18 protein-coding genes and 1 riboswitch are annotated in these 18197 nt (G+C 36.6%); of the genes, 17 read left to right on the top strand and 1 reads right to left on the bottom strand.

Translation table 11 applies throughout. The annotated features are described in order from the left end of the window. Positions 1 to 86 precede the first annotated feature (86 nt). Positions 87 to 1724, top strand: a complete 1638-nt coding sequence (locus CBF30_RS01840) for a peptide ABC transporter substrate-binding protein (RefSeq protein WP_126822185.1) — start codon at positions 87 to 89, stop codon at positions 1722 to 1724. Positions 1725 to 1765: 41 nt separating this feature from the next. Here CBF30_RS01840 and CBF30_RS01845 read toward each other — a convergent pair whose 3' ends face one another. Beyond that, on the bottom strand, positions 1766 to 3121 hold the full coding sequence (locus tag CBF30_RS01845; RefSeq protein ID WP_126822187.1) for an MATE family efflux transporter: 1356 nt from the start codon (positions 3119 to 3121) through the stop codon (positions 1766 to 1768). Positions 3122 to 3333: 212 nt separating this feature from the next. Between CBF30_RS01845 and trxB the strand changes: the two genes are divergently transcribed. From trxB to recO, 16 genes are all read left to right on the top strand, one after another. After that, positions 3334 to 4251 carry a thioredoxin-disulfide reductase gene (trxB, locus tag CBF30_RS01850; RefSeq protein WP_126822189.1) on the top strand — a complete coding sequence of 306 codons (918 nt, stop codon included), beginning with the start codon at positions 3334 to 3336 and terminating at the stop codon, positions 4249 to 4251. Positions 4252 to 4341: 90 nt separating this feature from the next. Then, positions 4342 to 4839, top strand: coding sequence for an LURP-one-related/scramblase family protein (locus CBF30_RS01855; protein ID WP_126822191.1), 498 nt, complete (start codon positions 4342 to 4344; stop codon positions 4837 to 4839). 119 nt (positions 4840 to 4958) lie between these two features. Beyond that, entirely contained in the window at positions 4959 to 6680 is a 1722-nt protein-coding gene (locus CBF30_RS01860; RefSeq protein WP_126822193.1) for a phospho-sugar mutase, read from the top strand. Between the two features lie 176 nt (positions 6681 to 6856). Further along, positions 6857 to 7150 carry an ArsR/SmtB family transcription factor gene (locus CBF30_RS01865; protein WP_245975022.1) on the top strand — a complete coding sequence of 98 codons (294 nt, stop codon included), beginning with the start codon at positions 6857 to 6859 and terminating at the stop codon, positions 7148 to 7150. A 126-nt stretch (positions 7151 to 7276) separates the two neighbouring features. Further along, positions 7277 to 8563, top strand: coding sequence for a homoserine dehydrogenase (locus CBF30_RS01870; protein WP_126822197.1), 1287 nt, complete (start codon positions 7277 to 7279; stop codon positions 8561 to 8563). A gap of 17 nt (positions 8564 to 8580) precedes the next feature. Beyond that, positions 8581 to 9447, top strand: coding sequence for a homoserine kinase (gene thrB, locus CBF30_RS01875; protein WP_126822199.1), 867 nt, complete (start codon positions 8581 to 8583; stop codon positions 9445 to 9447). Positions 9448 to 9579: 132 nt separating this feature from the next. Further along, positions 9580 to 10002: a Fur family transcriptional regulator gene (locus CBF30_RS01880; protein WP_126823732.1), complete on the top strand. Its 423-nt coding sequence runs from the start codon at positions 9580 to 9582 to the stop codon at positions 10000 to 10002. A 153-nt stretch (positions 10003 to 10155) separates the two neighbouring features. Next, positions 10156 to 10332, top strand: coding sequence for a 30S ribosomal protein S21 (gene rpsU / locus CBF30_RS01885; protein ID WP_086951372.1), 177 nt, complete (start codon positions 10156 to 10158; stop codon positions 10330 to 10332). Between the two features lie 23 nt (positions 10333 to 10355). Further along, positions 10356 to 10799 (top strand): GatB/YqeY domain-containing protein, encoded by a 444-nt coding sequence (locus CBF30_RS01890; RefSeq protein ID WP_126822201.1) that lies wholly within the window; start codon positions 10356 to 10358, stop codon positions 10797 to 10799. A 2-nt stretch (positions 10800 to 10801) separates the two neighbouring features. Continuing rightward, positions 10802 to 10877, top strand: a riboswitch (Fluoride riboswitch). Positions 10878 to 10925: 48 nt separating this feature from the next. Then, complete coding sequence (locus tag CBF30_RS01895; RefSeq protein ID WP_126822203.1) at positions 10926 to 12140, top strand: chloride channel protein; 1215 nt, start codon at positions 10926 to 10928, stop codon at positions 12138 to 12140. Between the two features lie 93 nt (positions 12141 to 12233). Further along, positions 12234 to 13196: a PhoH family protein gene (locus CBF30_RS01900; RefSeq protein ID WP_126822204.1), complete on the top strand. Its 963-nt coding sequence runs from the start codon at positions 12234 to 12236 to the stop codon at positions 13194 to 13196. A gap of 35 nt (positions 13197 to 13231) precedes the next feature. Then, positions 13232 to 15427, top strand: a complete 2196-nt coding sequence (locus tag CBF30_RS01905; protein WP_126822206.1) for an HD family phosphohydrolase — start codon at positions 13232 to 13234, stop codon at positions 15425 to 15427. A gap of 2 nt (positions 15428 to 15429) precedes the next feature. After that, positions 15430 to 15903, top strand: coding sequence for an rRNA maturation RNase YbeY (gene ybeY, locus CBF30_RS01910; RefSeq protein ID WP_126822208.1), 474 nt, complete (start codon positions 15430 to 15432; stop codon positions 15901 to 15903). Further along, positions 15881 to 16285 carry a diacylglycerol kinase family protein gene (locus tag CBF30_RS01915; RefSeq protein ID WP_126822210.1) on the top strand — a complete coding sequence of 135 codons (405 nt, stop codon included), beginning with the start codon at positions 15881 to 15883 and terminating at the stop codon, positions 16283 to 16285. The genes ybeY and CBF30_RS01915 overlap by 23 nt, the downstream gene beginning before the upstream one ends. Before the next feature lie 28 nt (positions 16286 to 16313). Beyond that, entirely contained in the window at positions 16314 to 17213 is a 900-nt protein-coding gene (gene era, locus CBF30_RS01920) for a GTPase Era (protein ID WP_126822212.1), read from the top strand. Between the two features lie 64 nt (positions 17214 to 17277). Continuing rightward, complete coding sequence (recO, locus tag CBF30_RS01925) at positions 17278 to 18054, top strand: DNA repair protein RecO (protein WP_126822214.1); 777 nt, start codon at positions 17278 to 17280, stop codon at positions 18052 to 18054. Positions 18055 to 18197: the final 143 nt, after the last annotated feature.

The following is an 18197-nucleotide window of genomic DNA, read 5'->3' on the forward strand; positions in this document are numbered from 1 at the left end:
CATATTAGTTGTGAAAAATGGCATCCTACATTACAATAAAAAGCAATTATGTGAGTTTTGTTTATTAAAAAAATTGGAGGTATGAAATGAAAAAGATAAGTAAGTTACTTGTGGTTAGTTCTTTGGCACTGATTCTTGTGGCGTGTGGGGGCACGAATTCAAGCAACAAAAAAACAAGTTCCAATACGAAAGTTGAGCAAAAAATAAATGTCACCTCAAGTGGTTCTCTGACTACTCTTGATAGTGCATTGTATGATGATGTGTACAGCTCTGATAATATTGGTCAAGCGATTGAAGGGTTATATCGTTTAGACAAAAATAATGAGCCTGAACTGGGAATTGCTGCTGCTGAGCCAACTGTTAGTTCAGACAAAACGGTTTATACATTTAAATTGCGTGATGCTAAATGGAGTAATGGAGATCCAGTAGTGGCGGATGACTTTGTTTATGCGTTTCAAAATGTAGCGGATCCAAGTTATGGTTCTCAAAATTCAGATAGTATGGATGTCTTTAAAAATGGAGCAGCTTTTTCTTCTGGAAATGCTGATAAGAGTACATTCGGTGTCAAAGCGTTAGATGATAAAACGCTTGAATTAACCTTAGAACATCCGATTACTTACTTGAAAAAATTATTGACAGGTACTAGATTCTTGCCTAAAGATGCTAAATTTGCGCAAAAAGTAGGGAAAAAATATGGTACTTCTGCTGACACGATTGTATCCAATGGACCTTTTTTAATCAGTGGCTGGAATGGAACCAATGATAGTTGGACCTTGACTAAAAACAAAAATTATTGGGATGCTAAGAATGTTAAAATGGAAGAAGTAAAAGTAGATGTTGTAAAAGAAGTTGCCACAGGCGTAAATCTTTTTGATTCTGGAAAAACGAATTTTACAGTCCTAACAGACGAATATGCGAAACAAAAGCAAGGAAGTGCAGAGTATCACTCTGTTCCTAAGTCCTTAATCGGTTATTTGAACTTTAACTTTAAACGAGAAACAACAGGTAATGTTCATTTTAGAAAAGCAATTGCCCAAGCAATTGATAAGAAAAGCTTTGCTCAAAATGTTTTAGCAGATGGTTCAACTGCTTTAAATGGGTTGGTACCGACGAATTTTGCTAAAGATCCAAATAATAAAAATGAATTTCGTACAGAAAATGGTAATCTTTCGAGCTATAATTTGAAAGAGGCAAAAGCAGAATGGAAAAAAGCAAAAGCAGAACTTGGTAAAGAAAAAGTAACAATTGAAATCTTATCCGCTGATACTTCTATTGCTAAGAAAACAGTTGAATTTTTACAAGGGGAACTGGAAAAGAATTTGAGCGGACTAAGCATAAATGTTCGTTCTGTCCCTATTGGTCAAAGGTTGGATTTAAATCGTGCGGGAGATTATGACGTCTTCTTCGGAACATGGACACCAGATTATGCTGATCCAATCAACTTTTTACAACCTTATACGACTACTGGTGGATTGAATTTTGGTAAGTATAGTAATACTGCCTATGATGATGCGATTAATCAAGCGATGACGACCTATGCTACCGAGCCAGAAAAACGCTGGGATACAATGCTAGCAGCTGAGAAAATTATGATTAAAGAAGATGCAGCGGTTGTACCTGTGTATCAAGGTGCAATTGCGTATCTTAAAACATCTGATGTAAAGGATATTCAGACCTTTCCATTTGGACGCTCAGTATCGTACAGACTATCTTACGTGAAATGATAGAAAAATAAAAAAAAGGAAGGGGACTCCCCCTTCCTTTTTTATTTTTCCGCCGAGTGAATCGTGGACTTTTCTTTCCAAATACCTGAGCGCCAACGATATAGCATAAGTAAGCTTCGAAGGATTTCATCAATGGCATACGCAAGCCAAACACCAACTAATCCCATTTTTAGCCAAACTGCAAGCGTATAGGAAAAGGGTAAGCTGATTGCCCAAAGAACAAGTAGACTGCAAAATAATGGATATTTTACGTCACCAGAAGCATTTAGTGATCCGACTAATACCATATTTACAGCTCGTGCACATTCAAGGAAAATATCTACTAGTAAAACGTAATAGGCAATATTTATGACTTCTTCATTGGTTGTGAAGATGCCCATAATTGGATGGATAAAAAGCCAAGTGAAAAAGCAAATAATGGCAGAGCAGCATATTCCAATTACGACTGTTCTGATACCACGAGTATAAGCATCCTCATATTTTTTTGCCCCAACGTTTCGGCCAATCATAATTTGGTTCCCTTGACTAAGTGCTGCTGCAATTAGATACACAAACTGAGTGATCGCGGTCACGTAAGATTTGGCAATGAGGACACTAGAGCCCAAGGACGCAACAATCATTGTGACGACAACTTGAGCAGCTTGATAGGAAAGTGATTCCCCTGAAGAGGGAAGTCCAAGCGCTAAGATTTTCTTTAAATAACTAAAAGAAATTCCTTTGAATTTTAAATTGAAAATAGAATAGTTTAAGTACTTATTCAGCAATGAAAAAGCAATGATTAAGCCAATAGAATTTCCGATAGCGCTCGACCAGGCAAGTCCTGCGACACCTAAATGGGGTAATCCAAAAGGTCCATACAAAGCAATGTAGTTACCCATGACTGCAAGAATACTCGCGCACAAAGGAATTAATAAAGCGGGTTGAGTGAACCCATGGCTTCTTAGTACTGCAATAATAGAAGACGAAAGTGCAGAGATAAACAGGCTCCCTCCAAAAATGCGTAGATAACTTTTACCAATCATGACCAATTGTCCGTCCAAATTCATAAACGATAATAACTGCCCTGGAAATAGTAAGAAAATACTGCTAACGATAAGACCAATAAATAATGCGCCGTATAAAGAGGTGGTAATAACCGTGTTTATCTCCTCTCTTCTTTTTGCGCCAATCAGCTGAGCAATAATAATTTGAGAGCCGACTGTAATGAAACCGTAGATAAAAACACTTAAATTAAGCAGCTGATTTGCGGCTCCAACAGAGGCAACGGCAAGTTCAGAGTAATGCGAAATCATCCAAACATTAATATTCCCAATGACCACTCTAAGAAACAATTCCACAAAAATCGGCCAACTTAAAAATAGTAATTCTTTATCTGAAATATTGAGACCTTTTTTCAATTTTTAGAACCTCCTTTATGATTGATTCTTGCTTATTTTAAGCGACAACAAGTAAAAGTCAAGCATAAAATTGGCCATTCTGGTATTTTTTTTTAAATTCTAATAAAAAAGAGAATACAAGTAAAAAAGAAAAAGTAAACAAGCAAAACGGTAGACAAAAATCATTACAAACGGTAAAGTAACTCTTGAACGAACAAGATGGGGGAAATAATATGTATGATGTAATAATAATTGGTGCAGGACCTGGTGGAATGACAGCTGCTTTATATGCATCTAGAGCAGATTTATCTGTTTTAGTGATTGAGAGAGGTGCACCAGGTGGACAAATGAACAACACTGCTGAAGTTGAAAATTATCCTGGATTTGATCGAATTCTAGGACCAGACTTAGCCATGAAAATGTATGAGGGTTCAGAACAGTTTGGAGCAAAACATGAGTATGGTATTGTACAAAAGATAGAAGATCACGGAAATTACAAAACCGTCCAATGTGAAGAGGAGAGCTATGATACAAAAACGGTCATTATTGCTTCTGGCTGTGAACATAGAAAGTTAGGCGTTCTGGGGGAAGAAGAGTTTTCTGGACGTGGCGTTTCTTATTGTGCGGTATGTGATGGTGCTTTTTTCAAAGGAAAACACTTAGTAGTTGTTGGCGGAGGAGACTCAGCTGTGGAAGAAGGAACGTATCTAACACAATTTGCTGAGAAAGTGACCATTATTCACCGCAGAGATACACTAAGAGCTCAAAAAATCTTACAAGATCGTGCCTTTAAAAATGATAAAATCTCATTTATTTGGAACAAAACTGTTCAAGAGATTATCGGAGATGATACTAAAGTCACTGAGCTTAAGTTAAAAGATACTGTTACGAAAGAAGAGGAAACCCTTCAAGCAGACGGCGTATTTATTTATGTTGGCTTAGATCCTTTAAGCGAGCCGTTTGCTGATCTGGGCATTACCAATAAAGAAGGCTGGATTGAGACAAATGCTTCTATGGAAACTGCGGTTCCTGGAATCTATGCCATCGGAGATGTCAGAGAGACGGTTTTACGCCAAATTACTACAGCAGTCGGGGATGGAAGTATCGCTGGACAAGAAGTTTATCAGTATATTGTAGCACTGGAAGATTGATTCAATAGAAAGTAAGACAAATCATATAACGTTTTGTTTTACTTTTTTTTATCAGTCAACAATAAAAAACGGGTGTTAGGAGAAAAGAATATGAAATACTATATCAAGCAAAAAGTATTTAGTGTGCGAGAAAAAATGACGGTAAAAAACGAGCAAGGTGAGGATGTTTTTGCGGTTGAGGGAAGTTTTTTACGGATTCCGAAAAAATTTAAGCTAGTTCATATTCGTACAGGAAATGTTGTTTCAGAAATCTATCATAAACCTTTTAGTTGGTTTGGAAAATATGAGATACAGGATGCAAAAAATCATCGATGCACGCTTGTAGGCAGATTCTCTTTATTTAGGAAAAAGCTTGAAATAGCTGGATTAAACTGGAGCATTGTTGGAGACTTGATGGATCATCGCTACGATATTACCAGCCCGCAAGGTGTAATTATGTCCTTAAATAAAAAGTGGTTTTCTTGGGGGGATAGTTATGAACTCTCTATATCAAACGAAGAGGATGTTTTGCTTGCTATCAGTGTGGCCATTGCGATTGATTATGAACTAGAAAAAAGAAGAAGCAGAAATTCAAGTTCTAGTAATTGATATAAATCTTAAAAATAAAAATTTAATTAAAAAAATGGGTAGACACATTTCTTCTTTGCGCTATTTTTCATTAGTGGTATAATTGAAAGCGGATAAACGAATTAGAAAGAGGTGGTATCATGACTTGGGAACAAGTATATGATCAATGGAAATCCTACAAAAAATTAGATGGGAATTTAGCACAAAATCTAAAAGAAATAGAAAAAAATCCTGAAGAATTAAAAGATGCTTTTTATGCACCGCTTGAGTTTGGAACAGCAGGTATGCGTGGTATTCTTGGAGCGGGAATCAACCGTATGAATATTTATACGGTTCGTCAAGCAACAGAAGGACTTGCTACCTTTATTGATTCACAGGGGGCTAAGGCACAGCGTAGAGGTGTTGCGATTGCTTATGACTCGAGACATCAATCACCAGAATTTGCGATGGAAGCGGCTAAAACATTAGCTTATCATAATATTACGTCTTATGTTTTTGAAAGTCTACGTCCAACACCAGAGCTTTCTTTTGCTGTAAGAGATTTGAATTGTTTTGCAGGAATTATGATTACAGCAAGCCATAATCCAGCAAAATACAACGGCTACAAAGTATACGGAGAAGATGGAGGCCAAATGCCACCTCAAGATGCAGATGCATTGACTTCGTACGTTCGCCAAGTAGAAAATCCGCTTATTGTGCCAGTTCTTTCTGAGGAAGAAGTAGAAAAAAGCGGGCTAATCAATATTATTGGCGCAGATGTAGATCATCGTTATCTAGAACAGATCAAATCTGTTACAGTGGACGAAGAATTGATTCAACGTTCTGGTAAAGACTTAAAATTAATTTATACTCCCCTGCATGGCACTGGAAAGATGTTAGGTGAAAAAGCATTGCGCCAAGCAGGATTCGAACAATTTAGTATTGTGCCAGAACAAGCTGTTGCTGATCCTGATTTTAGTACCGTTGCTTCCCCAAATCCAGAAGAACATTCGGCATTTGAATATGCAATCCGATTAGGCGAAAAAGAGAATGCAGATTTACTTGTTGCAACCGATCCTGATGCGGATAGACTTGGAGCAGCTGTTCGCTTGCCGGATGGAAACTATCAAGTTTTAACAGGAAATCAACTTGGGGCGATTCTAGTGGAGTACTTACTTCAGGCACATCAAGTTCGCGGTACGTTGCCTGATAATGCGGTAGTTTTAAAATCTATTGTATCAAGTGAACTTCCAACGAAGATTGCAGAGAGTTTCAATGTGAAGATGATCAATGTTTTAACCGGTTTTAAATTTATTGCCGAAAAAATTGAGCAATATGAAGAAGACAAAACGCATACGTTCCTGTTTGGTTTTGAAGAAAGCTATGGGTATTTGGTAAAATCGTTCGTTCGCGATAAAGATGCAATCCAAGCGTTGCTATTACTTGCTGAGGTAGCGACTTATTATAAAGAAAAAAATCAAACATTATATGATGCGCTGCAAACTATTTTCAAAAAATATGGTTTCTATAAAGAAAAAACAATTTCGATTACAATGAGTGGTTTAGAAGGTGCGGACAAAATTAAAAAATTGATGAATGGTTTACGCGAAAGCGCACCAACCCAGTTTGGAAATGAGTCAGTGCTTTTCATCGAAGACTATCAAAAGCAACAAAAAACCAATCGTTCAGGTGAACAAACCTCAACAGGCCTACCGCAATCAAATGTATTGAAATATACTTTAACAGATGGGAGCTGGATTGCTGTTCGTCCTTCTGGCACAGAACCTAAAATCAAATTCTATCTTGCTGCTACTGCGGATTCACATGAAGCAGTTGAGCAAAAAGTTCAAGAGTTTGAAAAGTCTGTTCGAAAATTTTTATAAAAAGGAAAAAATGAGCTCTTTTAAGCTCATTTTTTTTGTTTCATTTTGCATGCCAAAGTTTATAATTTGTTAAAAAGAAATAATTACGATTTATAGATGATTTTTATGGACTTTTCTCCCAAAAAATATTAGCATAAAAAAGAAAGTCTATGAGAAAGAGGCGACAATTTGTGAAAATAAAAAAAAATGACGAGCTAATCAACCAAACCAGTCAACTGTTTAAAGTGTTAGGAGATCCAACCCGTCTGCAAATCCTTCTTTTACTAAGTGAAGAGGAAACAAATGTGGGGAATATTGCAAAGCAATTGGGAATGGAGCAATCAGCCGTATCTCATCAATTAAAACTTCTTCGTTTAAATCATGTGATTAAGTCTCGAAAAGACGGGAAGTCAGTTCACTATTCGCTAGATGACCAACACGTGCTCGATATATTAAGTCAAACCATTCAACACATTTCTCATTCAAAATAAAGAATGACTTTTCTCTTGTCAAATTAGAAAAAACTAGTTTTTTTGGTATTCCTTTTGTATACTAGAGATAATATAAAAAAATTAAAAAAAGATGAAAAAATTAGATTTCTATGAAGGAGGAAGGAAATGGACAAACAATTAAAAATTGCACTATTGGGACTTGGGACAGTTGGTTCAGGTGTGCCATTAATTTTGAAAGAACACAAAGAGAAAATCTCACAAGTGACTGGAATGGAAATCTTGGTAGAGAAAGCACTTGTCAGAAATAAAGCGGCAAAAGCTGAGATAGCCAAAGAATACGGGATTGAGTTGGTTACAGATTTTAAAGAAATTTTAGAAGATCAAGATATTCAAGTAGTCGTAGAGTTGCTCGGAAAAATTGAACCTGCAAAAACCTACATCGTGCAAGCTTTAGAAAGTGGAAAGCATGTCGTAACGGCAAACAAGGATTTACTGGCACAACACGGTAGCGAGCTTGTTGCTGTTGCTAGAAAAAATCATTGTGATTTGTATTATGAGGCGAGCGTTGCGGGTGGAATTCCTATTCTAAGAACGATTGCCAATAGCTTGGCAGCTGATAACATCCACAAAGTTTTAGGCATTGTCAATGGGACAACAAATTATATGCTAACAAAGATGGTTTCAGAAAAATTAACTTATGAAACAGCACTTGAGCAAGCACAACAGCTAGGATTTGCTGAATCCGATCCGACCAATGATGTCGACGGAATTGATGCCGCATACAAAATGGTCATCTTGACACAGTTTGCTTTTGGGATGACGCTTCATCTATCAGATATTGAAACCAAAGGAATTCGAGGTCTTGCACTAGAAGATATCGAAATGGCTCATCAGCTAGGCTATACGATTAAATTGATTGGCTCTTCTTCTATGTTGGAAGAAAGCGTAACAGCGGAAGTAGGCCCTGTCTTGGTTCCAAGTAATCATCCATTAGCTTCCGTTCAAAATGAAATGAATGCGGTCTTTGTAGACAGTGCGGGTGTTGGAGAATCTATGTATTACGGTGCAGGAGCTGGGGCCAAGCCAACTGCTACTAGTGTGGTGAGCGATTTGATCACAACTGCAAAAAATTTGCGTCTTGGAATTAGTGGACATCAGTTTAATTCTTACAAAAATGAAACGAAGATTGCATCAGATCAAGAAATTATTTCTAAGTACTATTTTTCAATTGAAGTTCCAGACAAGGTTGGACAATTCTTGAAACTAACTCAAATTGTGACAAATGAGGGGATTAGCTTTGACCAACTGATCCAACAACAGTCAGATGGCGAGCGGGCACGTATCGTGATTATTACGCACAAAATGACAAAAGCACAAATGAAGCAGGTAAAACAAGCAATTGGACAAATACCAGAGTTTGAATTGCTTGCAAATTATAAAGTACTAGATTAATAAATGGAGTGAACGTAATGAGAATACGTGTACCAGCGACGAGCGCTAATTTAGGACCAGGATTTGATTCCTGTGGAATCGCAGTAGCTATGTATTTATATTTAGATGTTTTACTAGACAAAAAATGCGACGAATGGTTCATTGAGCATGAGTTGACAGGAGAAATTCCTCATGATGAAACGAATTTAATCATTCAAACTGCATTGCGACTTGTGCCAGAATTAGAACCAAGAAAGCTAATCATGACGACAACGATTCCTACTGCTCGCGGGCTAGGAAGCAGCTCTACAGCTATTGTGGCAGGGATTGAGTTGGCCAATCGACTTGGACAGTTAAATTTGAGTATGGAAGAAAAAATCAATATTGCAACTGAAATAGAAGGTCATCCTGATAATGTCGCACCAGCAATTTGTGGGGACTTTGTCGTAGCGTCTTACGATCAAGAGGTTGATTTTGTTAAATATCATTTTCCTTCCTGCGATTTGATTGCATTTATTCCAAACGATGAGTTGCTTACTTCTACAAGTAGGGGTGTTTTACCAAATATTCTAGAGTATAAAGAAGCGGTTAAAGCAAGCAGCATTAGTAACGTTATGCTTGCAGCGATTATGACGCATAATTTAGAATTAGCAGGAAAGATGATGCAAAAAGATTTATGGCATGAAAAATATCGAGCACCTCTGATTCCACAGCTCAAAGAAATCAGGCAAATGGCAGAAGAGGTTGGGCTGTATGGCTGTGTGTTGAGTGGAGCGGGACCCACAATTCTAATGTTTTCACCTAATGAAAAAACAGATTTAATGGTAGCAAGATTGAGAAAAGCCTCAATATCAGGAACGGTCGAGGTATTAGCCATTGACCGCGAGGGGTTGCAAGTTTTTTGATAGCAAAAATGCTCAAATGAATTTGATCCAGATAGGCTGACTATCTTTTGTCTCTAATGACCCTTGCTTGCTTTATTTTTATTTTATTATTATACTTAATAACGATATAAATGGAGGGAGATGAGAACTTCTATGGGGGCACACGTAGCAGCAGCTATTGATAAAATGAAAAAAAATGGCTACAAACATACTAAGAAAAGAGAAGAACTGCTAACTTTTTTTGCAAGAAAAAATCGCTATGTATCTGCAAAAGATGCGTATGATTTCATGGCGAAAAACTATCCAGGAATCAGTTTTGACACGATTTATCGTAATTTACACGATTTTGTTGCACTGGATATATTAGAATCAACGGATTTAAACGGAGAAAAAAAGTTTAGATTTCACTGTTGTCACGGAGAAATTGGACATCATCACCATTTTATTTGTACAGTGTGTGGAGCGACACGCGAAATACACATGTGTCCGATGGATTTTTTTGAAGAACAACTGGCTGACTGTGAAATCGAAGGGCATCGGTTTGAAATATATGGAAAATGCGAAAATTGTCATTAAAAATCTCATTTTTTAAATAAAATTAAATCATCTCTCCGAGAGTAGTTGACGAATAGCATTCCTTTCGCTATAATTGGGTCATGGACAGTTTTTTGTTATTTATTAAATAGCGTAAAAACGGTTACTTTTAAAGCTCGGAGGGAGGGAATTTGTATGTCAAAAACTGTCGTTCGTAAAAACGAATCTCTTGATGATGCTCTTCGTCGCTTCAAACGTTCCGTTTCAAAAACTGGTACTTTGCAAGAATACCGCAAACGTGAATTCTATGAAAAGCCAAGTGTGAAGCGTAAGAAAAAATCTGAAGCTGCAAGAAAACGTAAGAAATTCTAGTTTCATTGAATGGAGCGGAAAAAATGTCACTTTTGACGTGGTTAAATGAAGACATGAAAACTGCGATGAAAGCAAGAGATAAAGAAAAACTTACTGTGATTCGAATGTTGAAGTCTTCTATTCAAAATGAACAAATAAAACTTGGAAAAGAATTAAATGATGAAGAAGAGTTGACTGTTCTTTCAAGAGAAATGAAACAGAGAAAAGATTCTTTGACAGAGTTTGAAAAAGCAAATCGTGAAGATTTGGTTGAAAAAGTAAAAGCGGAAATTGCAATTGTCGAAAAGTATATGCCAGAACAACTTACTCAGGAAGAATTAACTGCTATTATTACCGATGCGATTCAACAAACTGGTGCAACATCGATGAAAGAATTCGGGAAAATAATGGGAGCAGTTATGCCTAAAGTAAAAGGAAAGGCTGACGGAAGCCAAGTCAACATGATTGCTAAACAATTACTAAAATAATTGCATAAATTGGGAATGATGTTCTCCCTTGGTTGAATAGACCTAAATCGCAAAATTGCTAATGACGTCTGTAACTCTATTTGAGTTGCAGACTTTTTTTGTTTCCATTTAGAGAAGGTGTGCGTCATGAAAAAAGTTGTTGAAAAAAGTTATTTACTTCTAATAAGTTTAGGAATCGGGTGTCTAGTAGGAGCGACTGACAGCTTGTTTGGTCAAGTTTTGCTAGCTGTATCAAACTTTAGAGAGCAACATTATATTGAGCTATTGCCTTTCTTATCAATAGCAGGTTGTCTTATAATATTTCTTTATAAAAAATGGGGAAGCGGTACAGAAAAAGGGATGGGACTTGTTTTCGAAGTAGGAAATACTCCGAAACAAAAAGTGCCAAAACGTTTGCTTCCACTAGTAATGGTGAGTACGTGGATAACCCATCTTTTTGGAGGAAGTGCAGGTAGAGAAGGGGTAGCTGTTCAAATCGGTGCTAGTCTAGCGGGTATGCTTCAAAGAGGCTTGAAATTTTCTTCTCAAAAGCGGTTGTTCTTAATGGTTGGAATGGCCGCGGGTTTTTCAGGATTGTTCCAAACACCAATTGCTGCCAGTTTTTTTGCCGTTGAAGTGTTAGTCATTGGAAAGGTAGAATACAAAGTACTTCCCTATGCAGTCGTTGCAGCTTATAGCGCAAGTACTACATCAAGTTGGTTAGGACTTGAAAAATTTACATTTCCCTTGAAACAAGAATTAACATTTACTCCTGAAGTTTTCCTGAAGCTTTTCATTGCGGGGAGCCTGTTTGGATTAGTTGGGTGGGGATTTGCCTGGCTATTGAAAAAAACAAAAAAAATTGCATCATTAAAATTAAGTAATCCTTACTGCCGGGTAGTGCTACTCGGATTAGTCTTGAGTTTGCTATTTTTATTTTTCCAACCTGATCGCTATGCAGGACTAGGAACAAATTTGATTGCGGCTAGTTTTTCAGGCGCAAAGATCATGACGTATGATTGGATCAGTAAGCTACTGTTGACGGTTCTTACATTAGCTGCTGGTTTCCAAGGTGGAGAAGTCACTCCTTTATTTGCAATTGGTACAACGCTTGGTGTCGTGCTAGCACAGGTACTGGGGTTACCTGTATTGGCTATTGCTGCATGTGGTTATATCTGTGTGTTTTCAGCAGCAACAAAGACACTATTTGCGCCTATTTTTATTGGAGCAGAGGTTTTTGGTTACACTCACTTGGTTTATTTTGTTCCGATGGTCGTTATTGCCTATGGATTCAGTGGAAAACAATCCATCTATAATGGACAAAAACTAGTTTGCGAAGAAAGACAAGAAGCAGAGCGATGAATTGTCGTTTTAATTTATGCTTTTCTTTTGTCAAATTAAAAAGTGTGGTATCATTTGGTAGATAGAATTAATGAAAAAGGAGTTGTTCACTTTTTGTCTGAACAAGAATTAGCAACCTTAGAAATTAGACTCGAAAATCAAGAAGAGGCTAACCAACTATTAGGAACTCATGATAAACATTTGAAAATAATAGAAGAAAATACTGGTGTCACGCTCAACAGTAGAGGAGAGTTTATACAAGTAGTGGGTGATGAGCCTACTGTACACCAAGTGTATCTCGTCTTACAAAAACTCCAAACTCTAGTTTTGAGAGGAATCCAAATCAAATCACCAGATGTTATCACTGCCTTAACCATGATGAAAAATGGCACACTGGATGACTTTTTAGCACTATACGAAGAGCAAATTTTAAAAGATCGTAGCGGCAAGTCGATTCGGGTTAAAAATAAAGGGCAAAAAAAATATGTGGATGCTGTTCGGAAATATGATGTTATTTTTGGGATTGGTCCGGCCGGTACTGGGAAAACCTTTTTAGCTGTTGTTATGGCTATCGCTGCTTTAAAGCGTGGGGAAGTAGAAAAAATTATTTTAACAAGACCTGCTGTAGAAGCAGGAGAAAATCTGGGCTTTTTACCAGGAGATTTAAAGGAAAAAGTAGACCCATACTTACGGCCTGTTTATGATGCTTTATATGCTGTATTTGGTGTTGAGCATACCAATCGTTTAATGGACCGTGGAATTATTGAAATCGCCCCTTTGGCATATATGAGAGGACGAACTCTTGAAAATGCATTTGTTATTTTAGATGAAGCTCAAAATACAACGGTGGCACAAATGAAAATGTTTTTGACCCGTTTAGGATATCAATCTAAAATGATTGTGAATGGAGATAAAACACAGATTGACTTACCCAAAGGAGTCAAAAGTGGACTTGTGGATGCTGAACAAAAACTGAGCAATATCAAAAAAATTGCTTTTGCTACGTTTGATGCAAGTGATGTAGTTAGACATCCAGTTGTTGCTGAAATCATTGCAGCTTACGATCAGGAATCTTAGTGTATTTTTGTAACAAAAATGAAGGAGAAAAACTCATGAAACTTGACAGAAGTATTGTTCAAAAACATCTTGGGAAAAAGTTTGTGATTGCAGTGTTGGCTATTTTTTCTTTAGTCCTTTTTGCCATTATGTATCATAATGTTCATCAAAAACATGTCAACTTAAAAGAAGGACAATTAGCTGAAGAAACAATCCGTGCGAATAAAACAATAGAAAACAAATACGAAACAGAGGAAAAACGGAAACTTGCTGCGGAGGCAGTGACTCCAGAGTATAGTTATGATTCTGATAAAAGTAGCCAACAGATAGCGTTGATTGAGCAACTTTTTGATATGGTTCAGTCTGTTTCAAATGCAGCGGATAAATCCTATCAAGAAAAATTAAAGGATACCAAAAGAACTTCAGAGCCACAAGCAGCTACTGCAGAAGATAAAATTGCCACATTAAAAGGGAAATTTGAAAAATTAGATCAAGATAGTATTAGTTTTTACCAAAATTTTTCAACAGGATTTTATGAAAGTTTATTCACTTTATCGACAACTGACCTAAAGACAGTTGAAGAAAGAAGTGTTGCTTTAATTGAAACACATATGAAAAATCATATTCGTAATAACACATTAAAGAAAGAAAAAGAGTCGGCCGTAAGAGAAATCGATGAGATGAATATTGGCGCTTCTTTGAAAGAAATTGTCCGAAATATTACGGATACATCTATTGTTGTAAATGAAGTAGCCAATCAGAAAAAAACAGATGAGCTGAAAAAAAATGCACGCAACAACGTGAACCCCGTGATGATTTATCAAGGAGAAATTGTTGTACGCGAAGGGGTACAGCTTGATTCAAAAGCCATGCAGAAGTTAGAACTATTGGGTATGACTTCTAGAGAAGTTTCGTTTTTCCCAGTTGTGGCACTTGCATGTGCAATCTTAATGCAGTTAGGAATGTTTGTGTATGTTCTGGCACAAGCGAATGAATGGAAGTCCAGAGTCCGTTGTGTAAGTTTTTATGCAACGACAATGTTGGTTAGTATTTTGATTATGGAGTTTTTGCAATACTTCCAAACAGATTCCATTACATATCTGGCTTTGCTATTTCCAGCCGCTTTTTGCCCACTGGTTTTGAGTATTTTTATCAATCGGATTACAGGGATCATGGCGGCTATCTTCCAAGTTGTTTTTGCACTATTTATTTACTATGATTTGATTGGCACAAGCACGTTATTAATGATTGTGTTTTCATACTTGTTCACAGGAGTTGTCGCAACAGTCATGAAGCGAGAACGAATTGGTAGTCAACTAGGGGTAGCACTTGCTTGGTTAGTCGGTTTTCCAATTGCGTTTGTTGTTATTTTATCTATTTATCAAGGGTTTCAGATAACCGATGCCCAGTTCTGGTCAACGCTTGTATGCGCATTAGTTGGAGAGATTCTAACATTCTTACTTTCTATTGGATTACATCCATATATAGAATTAGTATTAAATGATGATAGTATTATGGTTCTAAATGAATTGAGTAATCCTAACCAGCCACTATTAAAACGTTTATTAGAAGAAGCTCCGGGTACGTATCACCACAGTATGATGGTGGCAAGCCTTAGTGCAAATGCGGTGGCAGAAATTGGGGGCAGATCACTCCTAACTCGAGTAGCTTGTTATTATCATGACATTGGGAAAATTAAACATGCCAATTTCTTTGTAGAAAATTTGCCAGCTGGAGCGGAAAATCCTCATAATTTCTTATTGCCAGAAGATAGTAAAGAGATTATTTTTGGACATGTAACAGAGGGAGCAAAAATTTTAGAAAAAGAAAAAATGCCTCAAATGGTGATTGATGTTTGTCGTCAGCATCATGGTAAAACTTTGATGAAATATTTTTTCGTAAAAGCTCAAGAAAGAGATCCAGAAGTCAAAGAGGAAGATTTTCGTTATCCTGGGCCAAAACCACAGACTCGTGAAGCAGGCGTGATAAACATAGCAGATAGTGCTGAAGCGGCAGTTAGAGCAATGGATCATCCAACAAACGAAAAAATCAAAGTCTTTGTTCATAATTTAGTGCAGACAAGAATTGAAGATGGACAGTTGGACGAGTCAGGACTGACTTTGAATGAAATTCGTATTATTGAAAAGTCGATAGTTAATGGCTTATGTAGTACATTCCACTCGCGAATCAAATATCCTAAAATGAAGTCCGAGGCTGAAAAAATGAAAGAAGAACAAGAGAAAAGAGGGTAATTATGGATATTCAGCTAGTTGATGAAACGGAGAAATTGGTTGGAAAACAAATAGAAGACATCGAAAATATTTTAGAATTTTCTGCCTCCTATTTGTCTTTACCAAAGAATACAGAGATGTCTGTAACTTTTATGGATAATCAAAAAATTCAAGAAATAAATCGAAAATATCGTGATAAGGATGCACCAACAGATGTAATTAGTTTTGCACTAGAGGAAACTGGCGAAGGAGAATTACCCGTTTTCTTTGATGAAGAGATGGAGATTCCAAGAAATCTAGGGGACATCATGATTTCGATTGAACGTGCACAAGAGCAAGCTGAGGAATACGGACATTCTTTTGAAAGAGAATTAGGTTTTTTAGCAATTCATGGCTTTCTACATATTAACGGTTATGATCACATGACGGAAGAAGAAGAAACAGTCATGTTTTCCTTACAAAGAAAGATTTTGGATGCCTATGGACTCAAAAGATAAACAAAAACAAATCAGTAAAAACAAAACTTTTGGACAGTCATTTCGTTTTGCGATGACAGGAATAAAGACAGCTTATATAGAAGAAAAGAATATGAAAAAGCATGGAATTTTTGGAATGTTAGCTATTCTATTAGGTTTTATTCTTCAAATTACAATCAGTGAATGGCTATGGATATTATTTTGTATTTTCTTTGTCATTACATTAGAGATTGTGAATACTTCTTTTGAAAACATCGTAGATTTAGTGACAGAAAATCAATTTCATCCAATTGCTAAAAAAGTAAAAGATATGGCGGCTGGAGCAGTTTTAACGGCCTCAGTATTTTCTTGTGTCGTTGCTAGTATAATATTTATCCCTAAAATTTTACCAATAATAAAATAGGATTATAAAAAGTAAGTGAGGAAAAAATATGACAGAACATAAATCAGGATTTGTCGCAATAATTGGGCGACCAAATGTTGGGAAATCCACTTTGTTAAACCGTATCGTTCGACAAAAGATTGCTATTATGAGCGATAAAGCTCAAACAACAAGAAATAAAATTCAAGGAATCTATACCACACCAGAGGCACAAATTATTTTTATTGATACACCAGGAATTCACAAGCCTAAACATCGCTTAGGGGATTATATGGTCGAAACTGCCTATAGTGCGCTAAAAGAAGTCGATGCTGTTTTATTCCTTGTAAGTGCGGATCAAGCACGTGGCAGAGGGGACGACTTCATTATGGAGCGACTAAAGTCTAGCCAAGCACCGGTCTATTTAGTAGTGAACAAGATTGATACCATCCATCCTGATGAGCTCCTTCCACTGATTGAGGACTACAGTAATCAGATGGATTTCAAAGAAGTTGTGCCGATTTCTGCAACTGAGGGAAACAATGTAGAGCATTTACTGGATATGTTAGTCAGTCGTTTGCCAGAAGGTCCCCAATATTATCCAGAAGATCAAGTAACCGATCATCCGGAATATTTTATTGTTTCAGAATTAATTCGTGAAAAAGTTTTATTACTTACTCGGGAAGAAGTGCCTCATTCGGTTGCTGTAACAGTAGAGAGTATGAAAAAAGATGAGTATGAAAAAATTCATGTACAAGCAACAATCATTGTAGAGCGTGACAGTCAAAAAGGCATTATCATTGGAAAAGGTGGTAAGATGCTCAAAGATGTCGGGATAAAGGCACGCAAAGATATTGAAAATCTTTTAGGGAATAAAGTTTATTTGGAGCTATGGGTTAAAGTCCAAAAAAATTGGCGCGATAAGCAGACCTTTTTACAAGACTATGGGTATCGTAAAATGGATGATTAACATTTGTTAATTATTCATTTTTTGTTTATACTTAACCTTGTAAAATAGAGAGGAGCGGCAGTTCATGAGCCATATCAGCGAAACGAAAGGAATTGTTTTGATGGTCAGAAATTATCGTGAAAAAGATAAACTGATTAAGATATTTACAGAACGTTATGGGAAAATGATGTTTTTTGTTAAAAATGCACATCGACCGAACAATGGTTTAGCGGCTGCCATCCTTCCCTATACTGAAGCTGAATATATTGCAAGTATCAAAGATGAGGGACTTTCATTTTTGAATAGTAGTAAATCGGTTCATAGTTTTACCCAAATCCAAGGAGACATCTTTATCAGTGCGTATGCGACATATATTTTGAATTTAGTGGATGCGGCAATTGAAGATCGATATTACGATCCGTTCTTATATAGCTTTACACAACAGGCACTTGTTAGTTTGAATGAAGGGAAAGATCCTGAAATTATCACCAATATTTTTGAAATTCAAATTATGCAACGTTTTGGTGTAGCGCTCAATTGGGAAAGATGTGCGATTTGTGGCTGTACTGAAGGGAAGTTTGATTTTTCTAGTAAATATCATGGGGTGATTTGCGAGCAGCATTTTCATATGGATGAGCGCAGACAGCACTGCGATGCGCGAGCGTTGCATTTTATCCGTTTATTTTCTAATATTTCTTACGATAGAATTCAAGATATCAAGGTAAAAGAGCAAACAAAAGGACAAATTCGTTTGGAGATTGACCGCTTATACGAGGAGTTTGTGGGCATTCATTTAAAAAGCAAGTCCTTTATTGACAAAATGAAAAATTGGGAGCAAACATTAAAAATTCCAGATAGATAGCCACTAAAATTGATCATCCAGTATTGACAATTTTTATAATTAAGATTATGATATTTTTAACTGAATACCTTGTGATGAAAAAGAGAAGTACATACACGAAACAAGCGATGTTGGGATAGTGTAAGCTAACAGATAGTGTATCG

It is taken from the genome of Vagococcus entomophilus (genome assembly GCF_003987595.1).
Classification (GTDB): Bacteria; Bacillota; Bacilli; order Lactobacillales; family Vagococcaceae; genus Vagococcus_E; species Vagococcus_E entomophilus.